The following is a 17,394-nucleotide window of genomic DNA, read 5'->3' on the forward strand; positions in this document are numbered from 1 at the left end:
AGCCTCTATTTCATTACTTTGAGGATCGTTATTAAGTACTCTTATTGATTTCCACCATTCTTTAAACAGCCTTCTTTATGCTACCTACTACTATGAAAGCGGCGGTTGTTCGTGCCTTTGGTCAACCCCTAACCATCGAAGAAATGCCCGTTCGGCGACCCGGTCGTAACGAAATTCTGGTCAAAGTAATTGCCAGTGGCGTTTGCCATACCGATCTGCACGCTGCTGACGGCGACTGGCCCGTAAAGCCCAAGTTACCCCTCATTCCTGGCCATGAAGGCGTAGGATATGTAGTTGCTCTGGGGCCGGATGTGAAGAATGTAAAAGAAGGTGATGCCGTGGGTGTCCCCTGGTTATACAGTGCCTGTGGCTGTTGCGATCATTGCATTACGGGCTGGGAGACGCTTTGCGAAAGCCAGCAAAACGGAGGATATAGCGTAGATGGAGGGTATGCCGAATACGTCATTGCGGATGCCCGTTACGTAGGGAAGCTGCCTTCCCACGTAAATTTCGTTGAAATGGCTCCGATTCTCTGTGCAGGTGTAACGGTGTACAAAGGCTTGAAAGAAACCGAAACCAAACCCGGTGAATGGGTCGCTATTTCGGGCATTGGTGGGTTGGGGCACGTAGCCGTGCAGTACGCTAAAGCCATGGGTATGCACGTAGCTGCTATTGATGTAGCCGACGATAAACTAGAATTAGCCAAACGCCTTGGAGCCGACTTAGTGGTTAATGCCAAGAATCAGGATCCCGGTGAATATTTACAGAAAGAAGCAGGAGGCATGCACGGCGTGCTGGTTACTGCTGTCTCTCCCATTGCGTTCCGGCAGGGAATTTCAGCTCTCCGCCGCAAAGGAACGATTGCCCTTAACGGGTTACCCCCCGGAAGCTTTGATTTACCTATTTTCGAAACGGTGCTTAAACGTATTACCGTTCGCGGTTCTATTGTGGGCACGCGGAAAGATTTGCAGGAAGCCATTGATTTTGCCGTCGAAGGTAAAGTCAAAGCTACGGTTCACACAACGCCGCTTGAATCCATCAATGAAGTGTTTGACCAGATGAAAAAAGGAGCTATCGAAGGTCGGATGGTCATGGAAATTGCTTCTGCTTAATGCTTTCTTCCCTCTTTTTTATAGAAGTACAAACAGGCGGCTTTCAGTCGCCTGACTTGTTTTATGAATACCTCTTATTTCATCAGGTAGTTTTTAGATAACGACCCCAAGCAACAAACAGGGCTAATAAAGCAAAAACGGCATTAAACCCAACGGAAGAAGTTTCTCCTCTGGTCACGTGAAAAACAATAGCACTTATCATTAAGGCGACCACTCCGGCGGCAGTGAAAGCTATAAGCTGAGGTTTAGTCTGGAATAAACCTGGTACAATCAAACCTAGTCCTCCTAACAAATCAATACAGGCCGTCAGTTTTACAAATTCAGGAGATACGTCTCCCGTCCACGGCCACATGGTTGCTAATTGATTGATCGGCTGAACCCATTTCGTTGTCGCCGCCCAGATCAGGGTAACTGCCAGTAAGATTTGAACCATCCACAAACTCATCTTTAATAGCTTTGATTGTTTTTTCATGCCTAGTTATTTTAGAACAGGCTAAAATTAGGTATCATCGCTTTCCGTTAGATAGTACTATCCCATTGGATAGCACTATCCGATGGGATAGTAACGACTAATTACATTTATACCTTGACATGCTCAACGGAACCCCTTGTCCTAAAACCTATTTATCCATCAAGGATGCTTTGGAAGCACTGGAAGGTCGCTGGAAGTTATTGATCTTATTTGCTTTATCTGCCGGCCCCCGGCGGTTTAAGGAATTATCGAGAGACGTACAGGGAATTACGGATAAGACGCTTTCGAAGGAATTAAAGGCTTTAGAGCTAAATCAGTTAGTTAACCGGGAAGTCAAAGATACCTTTCCGCCAACGATAGAATATTCCATTACTGAACACGGTCTTTCGCTGGAGAAATTAATGGATGAACTGCATTACTGGGGACTGGCTCACCGGGAGAAGATTATGGGGAAATGATTCTGGATTATTTATCTTATTTGAGTTGAAAGGTATAAACTTGTTCCCATTAATGAGTAATATAAAAGTATATTGATTATTAAATAGATCACTTCTTTACCAACAACAGAGTCTCTTTCAAACGTAGTGAGAACTTCGGAGATCAGTATACCAATGGATAGAAAAACTAAGACTACTGAAGCTATAAAAAAGCAGTAAACTATATTTTCGTAATACGAATAACTAAAATTACTTTCACTAAAATAATAATTTTGAATCCCAAATAATAGTATGATTAGATACAATACTATTTGATACTTATAAGCCTTCATTAAATTCATTATTTCCTTACTTCACAAATAATTTTACCATAATTTAATTCTAATGTAAAAGAATTATAGTAATTACGATGTACAAAATTTCTATGAAATTCATTCAAATACCGTTTCATCATACTACTATCCAGATTGCCCTTATCTTCTTCTACAGTTAATACATAACCTTCCAGATCCTTTATCTTGCCTGTCTCAACGTCTCTGAAGTACCAGAGCGTATCTTCGTTATTATAAACATTTGCAGAAATACCATACTTACTATTTAGAGTATGAAGCAGCCGTTCTGTTTCCAAATTTGGAGAATAAGGGCGTTTAGCTCGTAAAAACCACACAAATGGATTTAAATAGATCAATAGAGGTAAAAGTACAAGACCTATAAAAGCTATTTTCAGTATTCCTTTCATATAGGATAGTATAAGCTTAAAACTCAAATATTCATCTCTAATGCTACTTCTTTCGATATTGGTGATGATAATAAATCAATGATGTGTTTCTATTCCTAAGAAGTCCGTAATTCCAAAACTGATGTTATTAAATAATATACCAATAATCCCATTTAATGCTACACTAAGAATCAATATATTTGAGTACGAGCTTAAAACTTGATTTTTATTATTTTTCAATGAATTCCAGCCAATAAAAGGAATAATTATGACAAGTATAGGAATTCTAAAATAAGGACTAAAGACCCATACCTGATCTTCATACCAATAACTTATAATAACAATCAAATAACTTGCTAAAGAACTACCTAAGGAATAGGCAATATTCTTTTTCGAGATTTTATTTCCTCTAATTAGTTTAAAAGATTTTATGATACTATACATTACTATAACCAGCGTAGATAGTAAAAAAGGTATCAGAATAATTCCCATTGATTATACTACTTTGAAGTAACAGATTATGGTTAGGTACTAAATACTGCTTCAATTTAAGAAAAAGGAGAGATTACTTATGCTTCTTAGGCTAAAATCTCTAGTTGCCGAAAGTTACCTTATTGGCAATTCATACTAGTCAATAACCGCAAGGTTAGCACCAATAGACCCTACAATCGGCAATCCAACCGCTCATCCCAAAAATATAGGCTTTTGAACTATCTCGGCTGGTACGCTTGTTTCACTCTTTAGAACTGATTCTTACTACTTCCCGATGAATAGAAGTCTTACACTCCTCATAACATTAGCCGTGTTGCTGGTTGCTGACTGGTATGGCTTTCAAGCCGTGAAAACGGCTACCCAACACGCCTCGCCCGGCTGGCAACGCTTCGCCCGGATTTTGTACTGGAGTTTTCCAGTAGTAGCCTTATTCATGTTACTTACTTCGGTTACCCTGGGTAGCGATTTTTGGGGCAAGTTCAGACTTTTGCGGGGCTTTCTCTTTAGCTATATTCTGATTGGGTATCTGGGAAAGATTTTCATGATTCCCTTCTTATTACTCGACGATCTGGGTCGCGGGTTTCGCTGGGTTATGGCTCACTTCAATTCGTCTTCGCCCGTAGACAGCTCGGAAACGCAACAGGCCGTTATCGCTCCTGAGCCGCATCCACAAAAGGATACCATTACCCGAACGGAGTTTTTAAGCAAAGCGGCTTTGGCAGCTTCGGCCATTCCGGCAATTGGTTTTACGTACGGAATTGTTTCCGGTGCTCACGATTACCGCATCCGTCGCATCCCACTGGTGCTTAAAAACTTACCCCGCGAATTCGACGGACTACGGATAGCCCAGATTTCAGACATCCATTCGGGAAGCTTTTTCAATAAAACAGCCGTCAAAGGCGGAATCGAAATGTTGATGGGCGAAAAGCCCGATGTGGTCTTCTTTACAGGTGATTTAGTAAACGACCGGGCCATTGAGGTAAAAGATTACAAAGACGTTTTTGATAAAGTAAAGGCTCCTCTGGGCGTATTTTCAACGCTGGGTAATCATGACTACGGCGATTATACCCAGTGGAATAGCCTTCAGGAAAAACGTCAGAACCTTTTAGATCTCGAACGGGTCCATAAGGAAATGGGCTACGATTTATTACTTGACGAGCATCGTTTTCTGGAAATGAATGGCGAAAAGCTGGCCATCATTGGTATTCAAAACTGGGGTACGGGCGGTTTTGCTCAGTACGGTAACCTGAAAAAAGCCATTGCGGGTACGGAAGAAGCTCCCGTGAAGCTGTTACTTTCCCACGATCCCAGCCATTGGGATGCTCAAGTCCGCACGCAATTCCCAGAGGTAGACGTGCAGTTTGCAGGTCACACGCATGGGATGCAATTTGGTGTAGAAACCAAGTACTTCCGCTGGAGTCCTGTTCAATATCGCTATAAACAATGGGCCGGTCTTTACGAAGAAGGCAATCAGAAATTATACGTAAACCGAGGTTACGGTTATATTGGTTACCCTGGTCGGGTTGGTATGCCCCCTGAGATTACCATTTTTGAGCTGAAAAAAGGGTAATGTTTTTTTGTTTAGTGTTTAGAGCTGGTACTGCCTCTGTTGCTTCCGGCCAACTTCTGTTATCATCAGAACTTTGGATTATCGAAATTTATTGACTTATTAACTAGGTTACTCTTGCTGTCAGCTCTAAAGCTGATAGCAGACTTTAAAAAATAGCTGGCCTTTCTGCCAGCTATTTTTTTTGGGATACCAAACTCCAAACATCGAAACCAAAACTCCAAACTCCCACAGAACATCTTTTATACTTAGCAGTTTTATACTAGTAACACACCTCGTTGTCGAGGGCTTTCCTAAAAAATAGAAACGCATGAAAAAGCTACTCCTTGCCATTACTTTGGTTGCTAGTGGATTGAGCTCTTACGCTCAAAGTTGCTGCGAACAGGCTGACGCTGCTTGTCACGATACGAAAAAAGAAGCCATGCGTCCTGATGAAATGCAGTTGATGGCCTCTACGAAAGAATTCCAGGCGATGCACGCCGAACCCCGGCCTTTCACCTTCACCAGTAAAGCAGGTGGTGAAATGATTAAAATGGATGCACCCGACGGTCAGGCGGCCAGCGGGTTTTTAATTAAAGCGAAAAACCCTTCCAACAAGTATCTATTAGTATATCAGGAATGGTGGGGCCTCAATGATTACATTAAGCAGGAAGCCGAAAAATTCTATAATGAGTTGGAAGGTCAGGTAAACGTGCTGGCTTTGGATATGTATGACGGGAAAGTAGCCACCGCCCGCGAAGATGCCGGTAAATATATGAGTCAGGCGAAGCCTGAGCGTTTGGAGGCAATCATGAAAGCTGGAATTAATTACGGCGGGGCGAAGGCCAAATTCGCGTCTATCGGCTGGTGTTTTGGTGGGATGTTATCCCTGAAATCTGCAATGCTGGAAGGTTCTAAAGCCGTAGGCTGTGTGATGTATTATGGCCGCCCCGAGCAGGATATCGACAAACTGAAAACGTTGAAAACGGACGTGATTGGCTTTTTTGGTTCAAAGGATAAGGGCATTCCCCCTACCCTTGTAGAACAGTTTGAGAAAAATATGAAAATGGCAGGCAAACAAATTGACATCAATATGTATGATGCCGACCACGCCTTCGCCAACCCCAGTAACCCGATCTATGACGAAAAAGCTACCAAAGACGCCTTCGAAAAAGCCTCGGATTACCTCAAGAAAAAGCTTTTGAGCGAATAATATTTGATAGTTTGAACTAAATTATAGCTGCCGTGGCTAGTGTCCTCACAACCATTATTCTTTAGCAGACTGGCTAGTGAAGACACCAGCCAGGGGGGAAAAAAGCTGTTGAGCGAATAGGTTTGATGTTTTGAGCTAAGGTTTGGTGTTCTCACCAGCCATTATTCTTTAGCAGACTGGCTGGTGAAGACACCAGCCAGGGCGGAGGGTCCATCCAGACCGGGGCCAATTCCGGCATTCTCCCCGGATTATCATCCGGGGCTATCCATATGGAACCCCTCCGGGGTTATGATTCCCTTTTCAACTGTCTCTCTTACCTTTATGGGTTTTCTCTTTACAACTGACAACTGACAACTGACAACTGACAACTGACAACTGACAACTGACAACTGACAACTGACAACTGACAACTGACAATAAGAAATAAACAGGCGTAACTTGCGTTAATACTTTATAAACTAGACAATCTGATGAAAAAGCTTCTTCTCACACTCTTGATTGGAGCCATGGTGTTACCCGAATACGCCTCGGCATCTACCTATTCATCCGGTACGACGGTTCAGATGGAACAGGCCAGTGCCCGCCGACGCAAATCCTATCGTAAGAAAAAAGGATTCATGTGGGGATTGTTCAAAAAGAAAAACAAAGGCTGCGGCTGCCCTAGCTATAAATAAAGTTATTATGTTTTGAGTTTAGGGTTACAGAGTTTTACTACGATTCATTAACTCAAAACAACAAAACGTTTACATTTTCAACTGAAGACCGTAAACCAAGAACTGTAAACTTCTAAACCCGTCCCGGATGGACGGGTTTTTTCGTAGGCTCTCTTACCTTTGTAACACTTTCCTGAGGAAAGCATCCGATTTAGTCTTTTTTCCTTATTAATAACCAGTAAAAGCCCTGGTTATGATCCGATACAATGAGCAAGTATTTTCATTTAACGGTTAAAGAAGTCGTTCGTGAAACGGAAGATACCGTTACCATACATTTCTGGCATCCGCCGCATGCAACCATTCCATACAAGGCTGGTCAATTCCTGACGTTAATCGTAACCGTTGAAGGGAAGAAACTTCGCCGGGCTTACTCGATGTCCAGCTCCCCAACGAAAGATGCGTCCATTGCGGTGACGGTGAAGCGTCTGCCTAACGGACAGGTTTCGAATTACCTCAACGATCACGTAAAAGCGGGTGATGTCATCGAAGTCATGGAGCCCATGGGTCATTTCGTCTATGAACCGAAGCCTGCTAAAAGTAAATCGTTGTTTTCTTTTGGGGGTGGCGACAAAGGACGTCATTTAGTCTTTTTCGGAGCAGGCAGTGGCGTAACGCCTTTGATGTCAATGCTAAAAACGGCATTACCCGCCGAGCCTCAGGCGAAGGTTACGCTTTTCTACGGCAGTCGCACCGAAACGAATATCATCTTCCGCGATCAGCTTTCGCAGTTACAGGAAGAATACGGCAACCGTCTGGAAGTAATTCACATCTTAAGTCAGCCCAAAAGCTGGTCTGAACGTACGGGTCGTATCAATCAGCAGGCGGCCATTCGTCTACTCGATGAAACGGGTATTAAAGTTCCCGCTGCGGAGTATTACCTCTGTGGCCCCGACGGTATGATGGAAGAAGTTCAGAACGCCTTAACGATTCTGAAAGTCCCCAAAGAACAAGTACATAAAGAAAGTTTTGCACCTTCAAAAGACACCCATGGCGAAGTGGTAGAAGAGGAAGATGACAGCAAACTCAAAGCTCGCGAAGTAACTATTATTTACGAAGGAGCGGAATATAAAGTAGAGGTAAAACCACACCAGACCATTCTGGAAGCGGGCCTTGAAATGGATATTGACCTGCCCTATTCCTGTCAGGCGGGTATGTGCACGGCCTGCATGGGTCGTTGTCAGTCGGGAAAAGTAATGATGGACGAAGAAGACGGCCTTACCCCTCAGGAAATTGCCTCGGGTTTTGTGTTAACCTGCGTGGCACACCCGCTCAGCGATGGAGTCGTGGTAGAAATCGAATAATTACGAAAAAGAGCAAAGTCAAATGGCTTTGCTCTTTTTGTATCCTTAACTGAATTTACTGACTTAATTCCACAGGTTAACTCCCCAGTAAGGATTTCGCCTGGCTCCTATGCTGTCTTTGATATGCTCTTTAATGATGCGATCGTGATCGGCCATATTGATTTTCTTCCCTTTCATTTTCGGTAAAGCCAGCTCTTTAGGATCGACTTTTTTCATTTCGACTTTAGTAGCCGTGATCACGCTCACGCCATCGTTATAATCCAGTTCCAGAATAATTCCGGGTAAACCGTACATCCGCTCAGGGCCTACTGATACAGGAATATCGTCGGCAAACCAGGCAATAATCTTCTGGTTTTTCACAAGGTCTTCCGTTTCTGCCTTCATGCAAATGTGGCCCGCGATGTCTTTCAACTGGTTCAACACTTTCCACTTGGGGGCTTTTAGGGAATCCTGAATGATATAGGTTTTACCCGCAAATTCCTGAAGCTCTGTTAAGGTTTGCTTTTCGAAATTTCGCTGAATAACGTAATCAGACTGCCGCCAGGACCATCGACCGTCATCCGTCTCCCCTTGTTCTCCGATGTAGGTGTAGAGGCTTTGATCGGGTGTAAACGTCAATTTCATTTTCTGCTTATCCCCCTCTTCATTCCCCCACATCATCTTCGCCCGATCTTTTTCTTCCTGACTCAAATAAGGGAGTTTAGCGACCATTTTCGTATAACTTGTATTTCGCTCGTAAGTCACGGTTCCCTCCAGTTCCTGAGCCTGTGCATACGTACACATGACCATGAGCCAACCGAATACAACCAGTAATTTCTTTTTCATCGACAGATTTGGTTAATGTGTAATCTGATTAAAATCCATTATTGCGACGCATATTCGCCTTCACACCCCGCATGTTGTAAGTGTAGCTTAGCATGAAATAACGGGTAATCGTTTCCACCCGCGTCTGCGTGAAGTAGTTACCCGAAGCTCCCTGCGTAATGCCCAAGTTTCTGCGGAACAAGTCATATGCCGAAAGACGTACTTCTGACTTCTTAGCCTTACCCAGTAACTTATATACCGCCAGATTCAGAATCGGAATGTTCTGATTTAAACCGAAACGATCATTCTTATAAAGCCGGTAGTCAAACGTAGCATTGAAGTACGCCTCCCAGGGCAGTTTTACGTTCATCTGACCGCTATAACTCTGATTCCAGATTTTTTGATTCTGGGTAGTATTAATCGAATACCTCACATTGCTATAACTCCAGTTGGCATTCCCGTAGAACGTAAACTTCTCGCTTGGCGTTAATTCCAGATTCGTACCCCAGTTATAGCTATTGTTATTCGTCCGGTTTTCTATATCGTTAATCAGGGTATAATTACGATTAAAGTTAATATTGGTGTTGAAACTGATGTTGGCCTTATTTTTCTTGAGCGGAAAACCTACATTCAGATACGTTCCAAATCGCTGTCCTCCCGATACGTTAGCTGGGCGGGTTCTGGTGACCAGCAGGGAATCAATGGTCTGGTTATAAACGACTTGATTTACTGCATAGTTGTAATTGATATTGCCAAAGAACCGTGTAAACGAAGAAGGATTAAAATACTGATATCCCGCGTAGGCTTCATGGTTGACCGTTGGTTTCAAATTAGGATTTCCCTGCGAGATGTACAAAGGATTCGAGTAGTCGATAATCGGCTGCAAATCCCGAATGGAAGGCTGCTCCACGTTTCCGGCGTACTCGGCGTATAAGTACCGATTGTTTTTCATGTCCATATTGAAACTTACACCCGGCACCACGATGGTATAATTCCGGTTAACTTCCATGACGTTCGGAGAGCTCTGATCGGCTGAAAATTTACCAGCGATATTCATATTGATAGCCGCAAACCCTGCACTGATATTGGTGCCTTTGTAATTATAACGAAGCCCCGAACCCGCCCGGTTATGCATAATTTGGTTCGTGTAATAACGGCTCAGAGAATCATTACGAAGATTTCCTTCCAATTGGTTAAACACGTCACGGTCTACTTTATCACTACGAACACCGAAGTTGTAGAAACTCTCCCAGAATACCCGCTTACTAATGGGCTGTACGTACGATAAACTGCTACGAATCTGATTCTGACGGTTGCGGTTGGCATTAAGCAGATTGAGTTGGCGGGAAAATAAAGGTGTACCCGTGGTTGGGTCAAAGAACTCGTTCAGCGAACGCTGTTCGGCATCCGAATTGCCGTTATTTAATAGATAAGAAACACTGGCAGCGAAGCTCTTGCCTTTGGTTTTGAACTTCCGGCGGTACAAGGCCGAGCCGGAAAGATTCAACGTCAGGGCTGAGTTACCGTTATCCTGAGTAGTTCGGTTGGTTAACTGCGTAGCCGAACGACGGTTTTGCTGCGATAAGTCCTGCGAGTAAGAAGAATTGTTAATTGTTCCGTTTGCCAGGACGATCAGCGTATTAAGCGAATCTAGATTATCCTCGTAACGTACCTGAACTTTGTGGTTATCATTCTGGGTATGTTCGTTGGAGCGGCTGTCGGTTTCAAAGGCGTTATCCGACAAAATACTCTGGCGGTTAATGATTTGATTGGTCCAGTTGCGACGCTGGTTGAAGTAATAATTCGACGTAAACTTCCGCTTTTTAGTTTCGAAGTTATAGTTAACCCCACCCGAATACGTGTTATTAAAACCACGGTCACTACCGCCGCCGCCGTTCATAATGATAATGTTCCCCCCCTGCATGATGATTCCATCACCGCTGTTACCGCCACTGGTGATACCGCCCCCAAAACCAAAATCGGTTTCATCCCAGCGGAACAGCGAGCTACCATAAAAATCCTGACGATCATCCCAGGACATACCCGACTGATTGATGTTATTGCCCGAAGCCACGACAGCGAACTGCTGCTTATCGTTGAATTTATTATAGTTTCCCCGCACATCTACCCGCTGGTCAGTACCTACACCAGCTTTAATTTTACCAAATCCGCCTTTTTTGAATTCTTCTTTCAAAGCTAGGTTCACCGTTTTTTCCTTCTTGCCATCGTCAATACCGGTGGCTTTTGCCTGCTCGGTTTTGCTGGTATAGACCTGCACTTTATCAATGGCTTCGGCATTCAGGTTCTTGGTAGCCGTCTTGGGATCGCCGCCGAAGAAATTTTTTCCATCCACCGTCACCCGTTTTACTTCCTGTCCCTGAGCCCGGATGCTTCCATCCTGCTCGACCTGGAAGCCGGGTAATCGACGTAATAAATCTTCCACCGTTGATCCGGGTGGCACTTTGAAGGAACTGGCATTATATTCAATCGTATCGCCCCGAATATTCAGCGGAGCTTTCGCCGTTTTCACCACGACTTCAAAAAGCTCTTTGGAAATAGGCTTCATTTTCAAATCACCTAAATCCGTTACAGCTCCTTCGGCGGGAGTTACTTCCGTCTGAAAGGGTAAGTAACCCGTGTAGGACATTTTCAGAAGGTACGTGCCACGTTTGGCATTTTTTAATTCAAAACGACCATTTTCATCCGCCCGGGCATAACTCACCAGAGCCGAATCTTTGGGCGTTAATAACATAACGGTGGTAAAAGGCAGGGCTGTGCTGGTGGTATCTACGGCTCGCCCCTTGATGGATAATCGGGTTTGAGCTTCAACCATACAGGCACAAAGAATGAAGCAGGCACTCAGTAGAAGGTGTCGCATGCGGAAAGGATAGGTTGTGAAGGACAGCGTACTCGTTATTTGAAACGAATATATTAGTTTATTAACTAAAAGATTCGTTAAAATGTGTTAATAATTTCTTATCTATTGTATCAGGCACTGGCTAAAGACGCTAAGAAGGAGTTTAGTGTTGCATTTAACCAAAAGAATATTTTCTATTAAGTACAGATCAAGGCTTACGTCAGCTACAGGTGAAAATGATGATTTTTATATTTTTCTATCCTCTGATTAACACTTTTTCGTACATACTTCCGTCAACCAATCTTTATCTTTCTTTATGAAGTTTTTTTCGAAAGTAGTTGCTCTATTTCTATTTTCAGTGAGCATTCAACATGTACAGGCTCAATTACAGGTAGGCGTGCATGGTGCTTATGCAATTCCTACCCCTAAAGAAGCGGGGGCCAAAAACAGTTTCGGCGGAGGAATACAGGCCCGGTATTTCCTTTCACCCAACCTGGCAGCGGGGTTGGAGGCGAGCTTATTGACCTCAAAAGCTACGCTGGATTATGGCTGGGCCGGCACTTACACGGTTAAGGAGAGGTTAATTCCATTTACACCCAAAATCGAATATTTTTTTATCGATGGTCCGCTTCGGCCTTATGTAGGGTTGAAAGCAGGTTTATACTTAGCAAGCGTTTCGGTCAATAAGCAATCGGAGTCTGAATCATTTTTTGGCTTTGCTCCTAAGATGGGGGTTCAGTATAAGCTCCCACAAAATCTGGCTGTTTTTCTGGAAGGAGATTATAATCTACTACTGAACAAAAAAGAAGCCCGTGATTTAGGGGGTGATACCTTTGGTTCAAAGTTCATTCAGTTTAACCTAGGCATTGCTTATACCTTAGATTTATAACTCAGGAAAAAGCATCTATAAAAACGAGGCCGTTCATGAACGGCCTCGTTTTTATTTTAGATACAAATTACCCAAAGCGTCATAGCCAATAAGTTCATCACTAACCAATTCACGAACGGTTAACAGAAATCCATTTTCGTTTTTAGGAGCGAAATGACTGACTAGCTGCTGAATTGTAATGGCTCCGTTGGCTAAATAGTCGAGAATTCTTTGCTTTTCCTGCGAATCTCCCGTTCTAGCTTGCCGGGCTTTCTTTCGGGCCAGGCAATGATCGCAAATGCCGCATTCGTAATCCGTTTTTTCATCGAAATATTCCAGTAAAACCTGGGTTCGGCAACGGTTGGTATGGTAAGCGTAATTAATAACGGAATGTACCTTATCTAAGTCCCGATCTTTTCGGGCCGCAATATCCTTTTTGGAAAGGGGTAAAGCCGCTGCATCATAACGAGCCGTTAAAAACGTGAGTTGAGGCTTCGTTTTTTGAGGATCGTATTCAATAATGTTCATTTCTGCCAGCCGATACAGCAGGTTTCTTACTTCGGCTTCGGTTACCAGAAATACCTTGGCAATAGCGGTTTCCGAAATGATTACATAATCAGTGAAAATACCACCGCCGTACATCCGAAGTAATAGCTTGGTAAAGGCATCAAAGCGTTCGTTCCGAACCTGGAAATCGTATAACTCCCGACTGTTAATCAGAAAATGTAAGCGTGAAGGATTATTGTAGGATTCGCTCATCTGAATAAATCCTTCGCTTTCCAACAGTTTTAGAGCATAATATGTATCTGTCGTGGCCAGTCCGAACGTAGACTGAAAATCAGTCAAATCAAAATCATAGCTACTGCCCTCACCCACGCCAATGGCCAGCCGGAAATAGTTAGCCAAGCACTGATACACCCGCCGCACAAAATCCAGGTCAGGGTATTGCTGTTCGACTTGCTTGATGAGTTCTTTCCCATCCGCCGGGGCCACTAAAGCTACGGCATAGGCCTTTTCCCCATCGCGTCCAGCCCGGCCTGCTTCCTGAAAATAAGCTTCCAACGTGTCCGGTAAATCGACGTGAATAACCGTACGTACTTCGGGCTTGTCGATTCCCATTCCGAAGGCATTTGTCGCCACCATTACCCGTACCCGACTCTTTACCCAGGCATCCTGTCGTGTATGCCGATCTGACGTACTTAAGCCCGCATGGTAAAAGGTTGCCGAAATTCCCTGTCGCATTAACTCATTGGCGATCAACTGCGTCCGGCGGCGATTGCGAACGTAGATAACGGAACTTCCAGACACATTGTCCAGAATTTTCTTCAGCCGCACTTCCTTATCTTCCGTCATAATCACCGAATACGATAAATTAGGGCGGGCAAAGCTCTGCTGAAAAACCCGCTCGTTCTTCAAAGTCAGTTTTTGAATAATATCGGCCTTTACTTCCCGCGTGGCCGTGGCGGTTAAGGCGATCAGCGGAACGTTTGGAAACATCTCCCGGAACTCGGCGATTTGGAGATAGGGCGGACGAAAATCATACCCCCAGGCAGAGACGCAATGGGCTTCATCGACAGCGATGAGGTTAATCTTCATCATTTTAGCCCGTACCCTGAATAGCTCCGTGCGAAGGCGTTCGGGCGAAACGTAGAGAAACTTGACGTCATTATAAATACAGGCATCCAGTGTATGATCAATCTGACGGTAACTCATGCCCGAAAACACTGCCTGAGCATTAATGCCCCGTTTGCGAAGATTCTCGACCTGATCTTTCATTAGGGCAATTAATGGCGAAATAACCAAACAGAGGCCTTCCCGGGCCAAAGCCGGAACCTGAAAACACAGAGACTTTCCGCCACCCGTCGGCATTAAAGCCAGCACATCGTGCCCCTCCAAAACGGATGTCACTATGTCTCGCTGCAAGGGCCGGAATTCGTCATATCCCCAAACCTGTTTTAGTATCTCGTCAATCGTCATACTTCTGATAAAATCAACGCTGGTGGCGTTTCAATCCATTATTGTGCTCAAAAATAACAAAACCTGAGTCGGGTTTCACGGCTGGCTGAGCTATTTCAAATCGCTTTAGTTATGGGTAGTTATTTAATCGGAATACACCTTTGTTCCGAACCCCTTTTAGTCTATGACTTTATTTTAAGGATTTCCTATTATTCCATACTGCATTTTGTATTTTTACTTGATTACGATCCTGTCGCTATGAAAAAACTTTTACTAATACCTTTTCTTTTGATTGGCAGTTTAACCTGGGCCCAGAAGGAATTGCCTCAACTGAAAAATATTCGCACTAAATCTTCTTCAGATCTGATTTTCTTACCCGCAGAGAAGACGGTTTGTTACTCCACAGGGCAGGCCGATAGCCGCATTGGCCCCCCACCCGAATTTTTAAGAAAACGCGGAGGCCGCACCACCGCTACTACGTCCGAGTTTACGGTGGAATACGTGGGTTTTTCGGATAGTGCCCGCGTTGCTTTTCAACAAGCCGTTGAAATCTGGAAATCCATCATCGTTTCGCCCGTGCCTATTCGCGTGTATGCCGTCTGGACGGATTTAGGAAGTGGCTCCAACGGCTCGATTATACTAGGTGGAGCTCGCCCCTATTCATACGTGACTGGATTTCAGGGAGCCACTAAAACCAACACCGCTTACCCCATTGTTCTTGCTGAAAAACTGGCCCGGCAGAGCCTGAACGGGAACCAGCCTGATATTTACTGTGAGTTTAACAGCAATAAAGCCGTAAACTGGTATCTGGGAACGGATGGAGCCACGAATGGTTCGGCAGGTCGGCAGGATTTTGTTACCGTAGTAACGCATGAATTGGGGCATGGACTGGGTTTTACCAGCTCTTTTTATGCCAACAATAGCCTAGCCATGTGGGGAGATGATTCAAATTATGGCTATCCCCGTGTTTTTGATCATTACATCAAAAATGCGAACAATCAGCAACTGATTAATACGAGTGTTTTCAGTAATCCATCGGCCCAGTTATACAGTCAGGTAACGGGACGAAATCTCTTTTTTGACAGCCCGATTGCCAATGCTCAGAACGGAGGTACCAAGCCTAAGTTATACGCTCCGACTTCTTACAGCGTAGGTTCCAGTATCTCACATTTGGACGAAACCACCTATCTAACGGGCACTTCCAATGCGTTAATGACGCCGAATTTGGCCCGTGGAGAAGTCAACCAGAACCCTGGCCCGATTGTACGAAACATGTTCACGGAAATGGGCTGGAAATCAACATCCATTCTGCATAATCGATTAACGGATTCGGAAGATTTACTAGGACAACCCATTGCATTTACGGCTCAGGTGGTCAGTGATACATCGGTCGTAGGCCCCGTCCGCCTTTCCTATACCATTAACGACACGACTCGGGCCAACGCCACTACGGTTCCCATGACTCAATCAGGAAACACCTATACGGCAAACCTCCCGGCTTCGAGTCAGGCCCGGACGATTCGTTACTGGATTTCAACGACGGAAGCGGGTTATCCTAACCGCACCTTTAGCAGTCCCGCCGAAGCTCCCAGCCGGGCTTTCTGGACATTCAAAATTGGTACTGATAATACGCCTCCCACCATCACGCACGCTCCGCAAACATCCATTTTATCTTCTACAGACTCGCTGATTGTTGATGCAGATGTATTTGATGATTTTAGTTTTGGCATTGATACCACTTACATTGAATATCGGGTGAATGGTGTGGCTCGCCCTTCAGTGCCAATGCCCCGGTTGGGTTATTACGTAACCAATGGTATTCGTTCCAATAACATTTACGCCGTAGGAGCCATGACTTTCGGAGCGGGGAGTTTGAAGGGCGGTGATAAGATTGAATACCGCATCGTAGCCCGTGATCGTTCGAAAGCCCGCAACGTGGGTTACGCTCCTTCGACGGGTTATTATACAGTGAACGTAGCGGGAATTTCGGCAGCCGTAACCGAGTATGTCAATGACTTTAACGCCACTACAGCCAGTAGCGATTTTACAGGTACGAATTTCAGCATCGCCACCCCCACGGGTTTCATCGACGGAGCCATTCACTCGGATCACCCTTACAAAGACGGGCCCGAATCTCAGGGTTATGAGGCTAATTACACTTATACCTTACTCAAACCCATTCGCCTGAGTGATCAGGATCCGTTCATTCGTTTCGATGAAATCTGTCTGGTTGAACCCGGCGAAGACGGTTCCGTTTTTGGCAGTAGCAGTTTCTATGATTACGTAGTGGTGGAAGGCTCCAGCGATGGCGGAAAAACCTGGAGGCCTTTTCAGGATGGCTGGGATGCCCGAGCTAATAATCAATGGTTAACGGGTTATAATTCCAAAACAGAGCAAGTTAATGTCAACGGAACAAACGTAACCAACTCCACTTTTGCCGGAACAGCAGGACTCTACAAAAGCCGCGAGATCAACATGGTTGGATCGGGTTACTTCAGCCCCGGCCAGCAGGTATTGGTTCGATTCCGCCTTTTTGCCGATCAGCTTTCACACGGCTGGGGCTGGGCCATTGATAACCTATACATTCAGAAGACAAAACCCATCATTACTTCGACCGAACCAACCCTTACGCAAACCACTATTCAGGTTTCCCCCAACCCCAGTCAGTACGGTCATTTCCTGATCGATGCCGAGTTTCCGGCTTCGGTTAAATCGGTCGATATCAGTGTGACAAACATCATGGGACAAGCCGTTTATCAGAAAACCGCCAAGCAACCGGGGTCGTTACGGGAAAGACTGGAGCTAACTTCAATGCCCGCCGGAACGTATTTGTTACGCTTTGTTTCCGAATCTGAAGTCATTACCAAACGCATCGTTATTACTCAATAAATGAATCGGGGAAGTC

General features: G+C 44.6%; 14 protein-coding genes. 8 read left to right on the forward strand and 6 right to left on the reverse strand.

Annotation, left to right across the window (positions count from 1 at the left end; translation table 11 throughout):
- Positions 1-77 precede the first annotated feature (77 nt).
- On the forward strand, positions 78-1,112 hold the full coding sequence (gene adhP, locus QE357_RS00135) for an alcohol dehydrogenase AdhP (RefSeq protein ID WP_106637496.1): 1,035 nt from the start codon (positions 78-80) through the stop codon (positions 1,110-1,112).
- Positions 1,113-1,194: 82 nt separating this feature from the next.
- On the opposite strand, the gene QE357_RS00140 is transcribed toward adhP, so the two are convergent.
- A complete protein-coding gene (locus tag QE357_RS00140; RefSeq protein WP_309704846.1) occupies positions 1,195-1,584 on the reverse strand; it encodes a DoxX family protein in 390 nt (129 codons plus the stop codon).
- Between the two features lie 119 nt (positions 1,585-1,703).
- Between QE357_RS00140 and QE357_RS00145 the strand changes: the two genes are divergently transcribed.
- On the forward strand, positions 1,704-2,042 hold the full coding sequence (locus QE357_RS00145; RefSeq protein WP_309704848.1) for a helix-turn-helix domain-containing protein: 339 nt from the start codon (positions 1,704-1,706) through the stop codon (positions 2,040-2,042).
- Between the two features lie 319 nt (positions 2,043-2,361).
- Here the strand turns inward: QE357_RS00145 and QE357_RS00150 are convergent, their stop codons facing one another.
- On the reverse strand, positions 2,362-2,760 hold the full coding sequence (locus tag QE357_RS00150; protein WP_309704849.1) for a hypothetical protein: 399 nt from the start codon (positions 2,758-2,760) through the stop codon (positions 2,362-2,364).
- A 75-nt stretch (positions 2,761-2,835) separates the two neighbouring features.
- A complete protein-coding gene (locus tag QE357_RS00155) occupies positions 2,836-3,231 on the reverse strand; it encodes a hypothetical protein (RefSeq protein ID WP_309704850.1) in 396 nt (131 codons plus the stop codon).
- A 274-nt stretch (positions 3,232-3,505) separates the two neighbouring features.
- Here QE357_RS00155 and QE357_RS00160 point away from each other — a divergent pair, with 274 nt between their 5' ends.
- The 4 genes from QE357_RS00160 (at position 3,506) to QE357_RS00175 (ending at position 8,004) form a co-directional block, all read left to right on the forward strand.
- The gene (locus QE357_RS00160; RefSeq protein ID WP_309704854.1) at positions 3,506-4,801 is read left to right on the forward strand and encodes a metallophosphoesterase; all 1,296 of its coding nucleotides are present in this window, start codon (positions 3,506-3,508) and stop codon (positions 4,799-4,801) included.
- Between the two features lie 307 nt (positions 4,802-5,108).
- Positions 5,109-5,990 (forward strand): dienelactone hydrolase family protein, encoded by an 882-nt coding sequence (locus QE357_RS00165; RefSeq protein ID WP_106637491.1) that lies wholly within the window; start codon positions 5,109-5,111, stop codon positions 5,988-5,990.
- Between the two features lie 470 nt (positions 5,991-6,460).
- Positions 6,461-6,664 (forward strand): hypothetical protein, encoded by a 204-nt coding sequence (locus QE357_RS00170; RefSeq protein WP_157830389.1) that lies wholly within the window; start codon positions 6,461-6,463, stop codon positions 6,662-6,664.
- Positions 6,665-6,909: 245 nt separating this feature from the next.
- Positions 6,910-8,004: a ferredoxin--NADP reductase gene (locus QE357_RS00175; RefSeq protein ID WP_106637489.1), complete on the forward strand. Its 1,095-nt coding sequence runs from the start codon at positions 6,910-6,912 to the stop codon at positions 8,002-8,004.
- 63 nt (positions 8,005-8,067) lie between these two features.
- Here the strand turns inward: QE357_RS00175 and QE357_RS00180 are convergent, their stop codons facing one another.
- Positions 8,068-8,829, reverse strand: a complete 762-nt coding sequence (locus QE357_RS00180) for a GLPGLI family protein (protein WP_309704858.1) — start codon at positions 8,827-8,829, stop codon at positions 8,068-8,070.
- A 28-nt stretch (positions 8,830-8,857) separates the two neighbouring features.
- Positions 8,858-11,686 (reverse strand): outer membrane beta-barrel protein, encoded by a 2,829-nt coding sequence (locus QE357_RS00185; protein WP_309704860.1) that lies wholly within the window; start codon positions 11,684-11,686, stop codon positions 8,858-8,860.
- Between the two features lie 295 nt (positions 11,687-11,981).
- Between QE357_RS00185 and QE357_RS00190 the strand changes: the two genes are divergently transcribed.
- Positions 11,982-12,554, forward strand: coding sequence for a porin family protein (locus QE357_RS00190; RefSeq protein ID WP_307141589.1), 573 nt, complete (start codon positions 11,982-11,984; stop codon positions 12,552-12,554).
- Positions 12,555-12,605: 51 nt separating this feature from the next.
- Here QE357_RS00190 and QE357_RS00195 read toward each other — a convergent pair whose 3' ends face one another.
- Positions 12,606-14,510: an ATP-dependent DNA helicase RecQ gene (locus QE357_RS00195; RefSeq protein ID WP_309704863.1), complete on the reverse strand. Its 1,905-nt coding sequence runs from the start codon at positions 14,508-14,510 to the stop codon at positions 12,606-12,608.
- Between the two features lie 237 nt (positions 14,511-14,747).
- On the opposite strand from QE357_RS00195, the gene QE357_RS00200 reads away from it, so the two are divergent.
- A complete protein-coding gene (locus QE357_RS00200) occupies positions 14,748-17,378 on the forward strand; it encodes a T9SS type A sorting domain-containing protein (protein ID WP_309704865.1) in 2,631 nt (876 codons plus the stop codon).
- Positions 17,379-17,394 lie beyond the last annotated feature (16 nt).

Origin of the sequence: Siphonobacter sp. SORGH_AS_0500 (genome assembly GCF_031453245.1) — a bacterium.
Taxonomy (GTDB): domain Bacteria; phylum Bacteroidota; class Bacteroidia; order Cytophagales; family Spirosomataceae; genus Siphonobacter.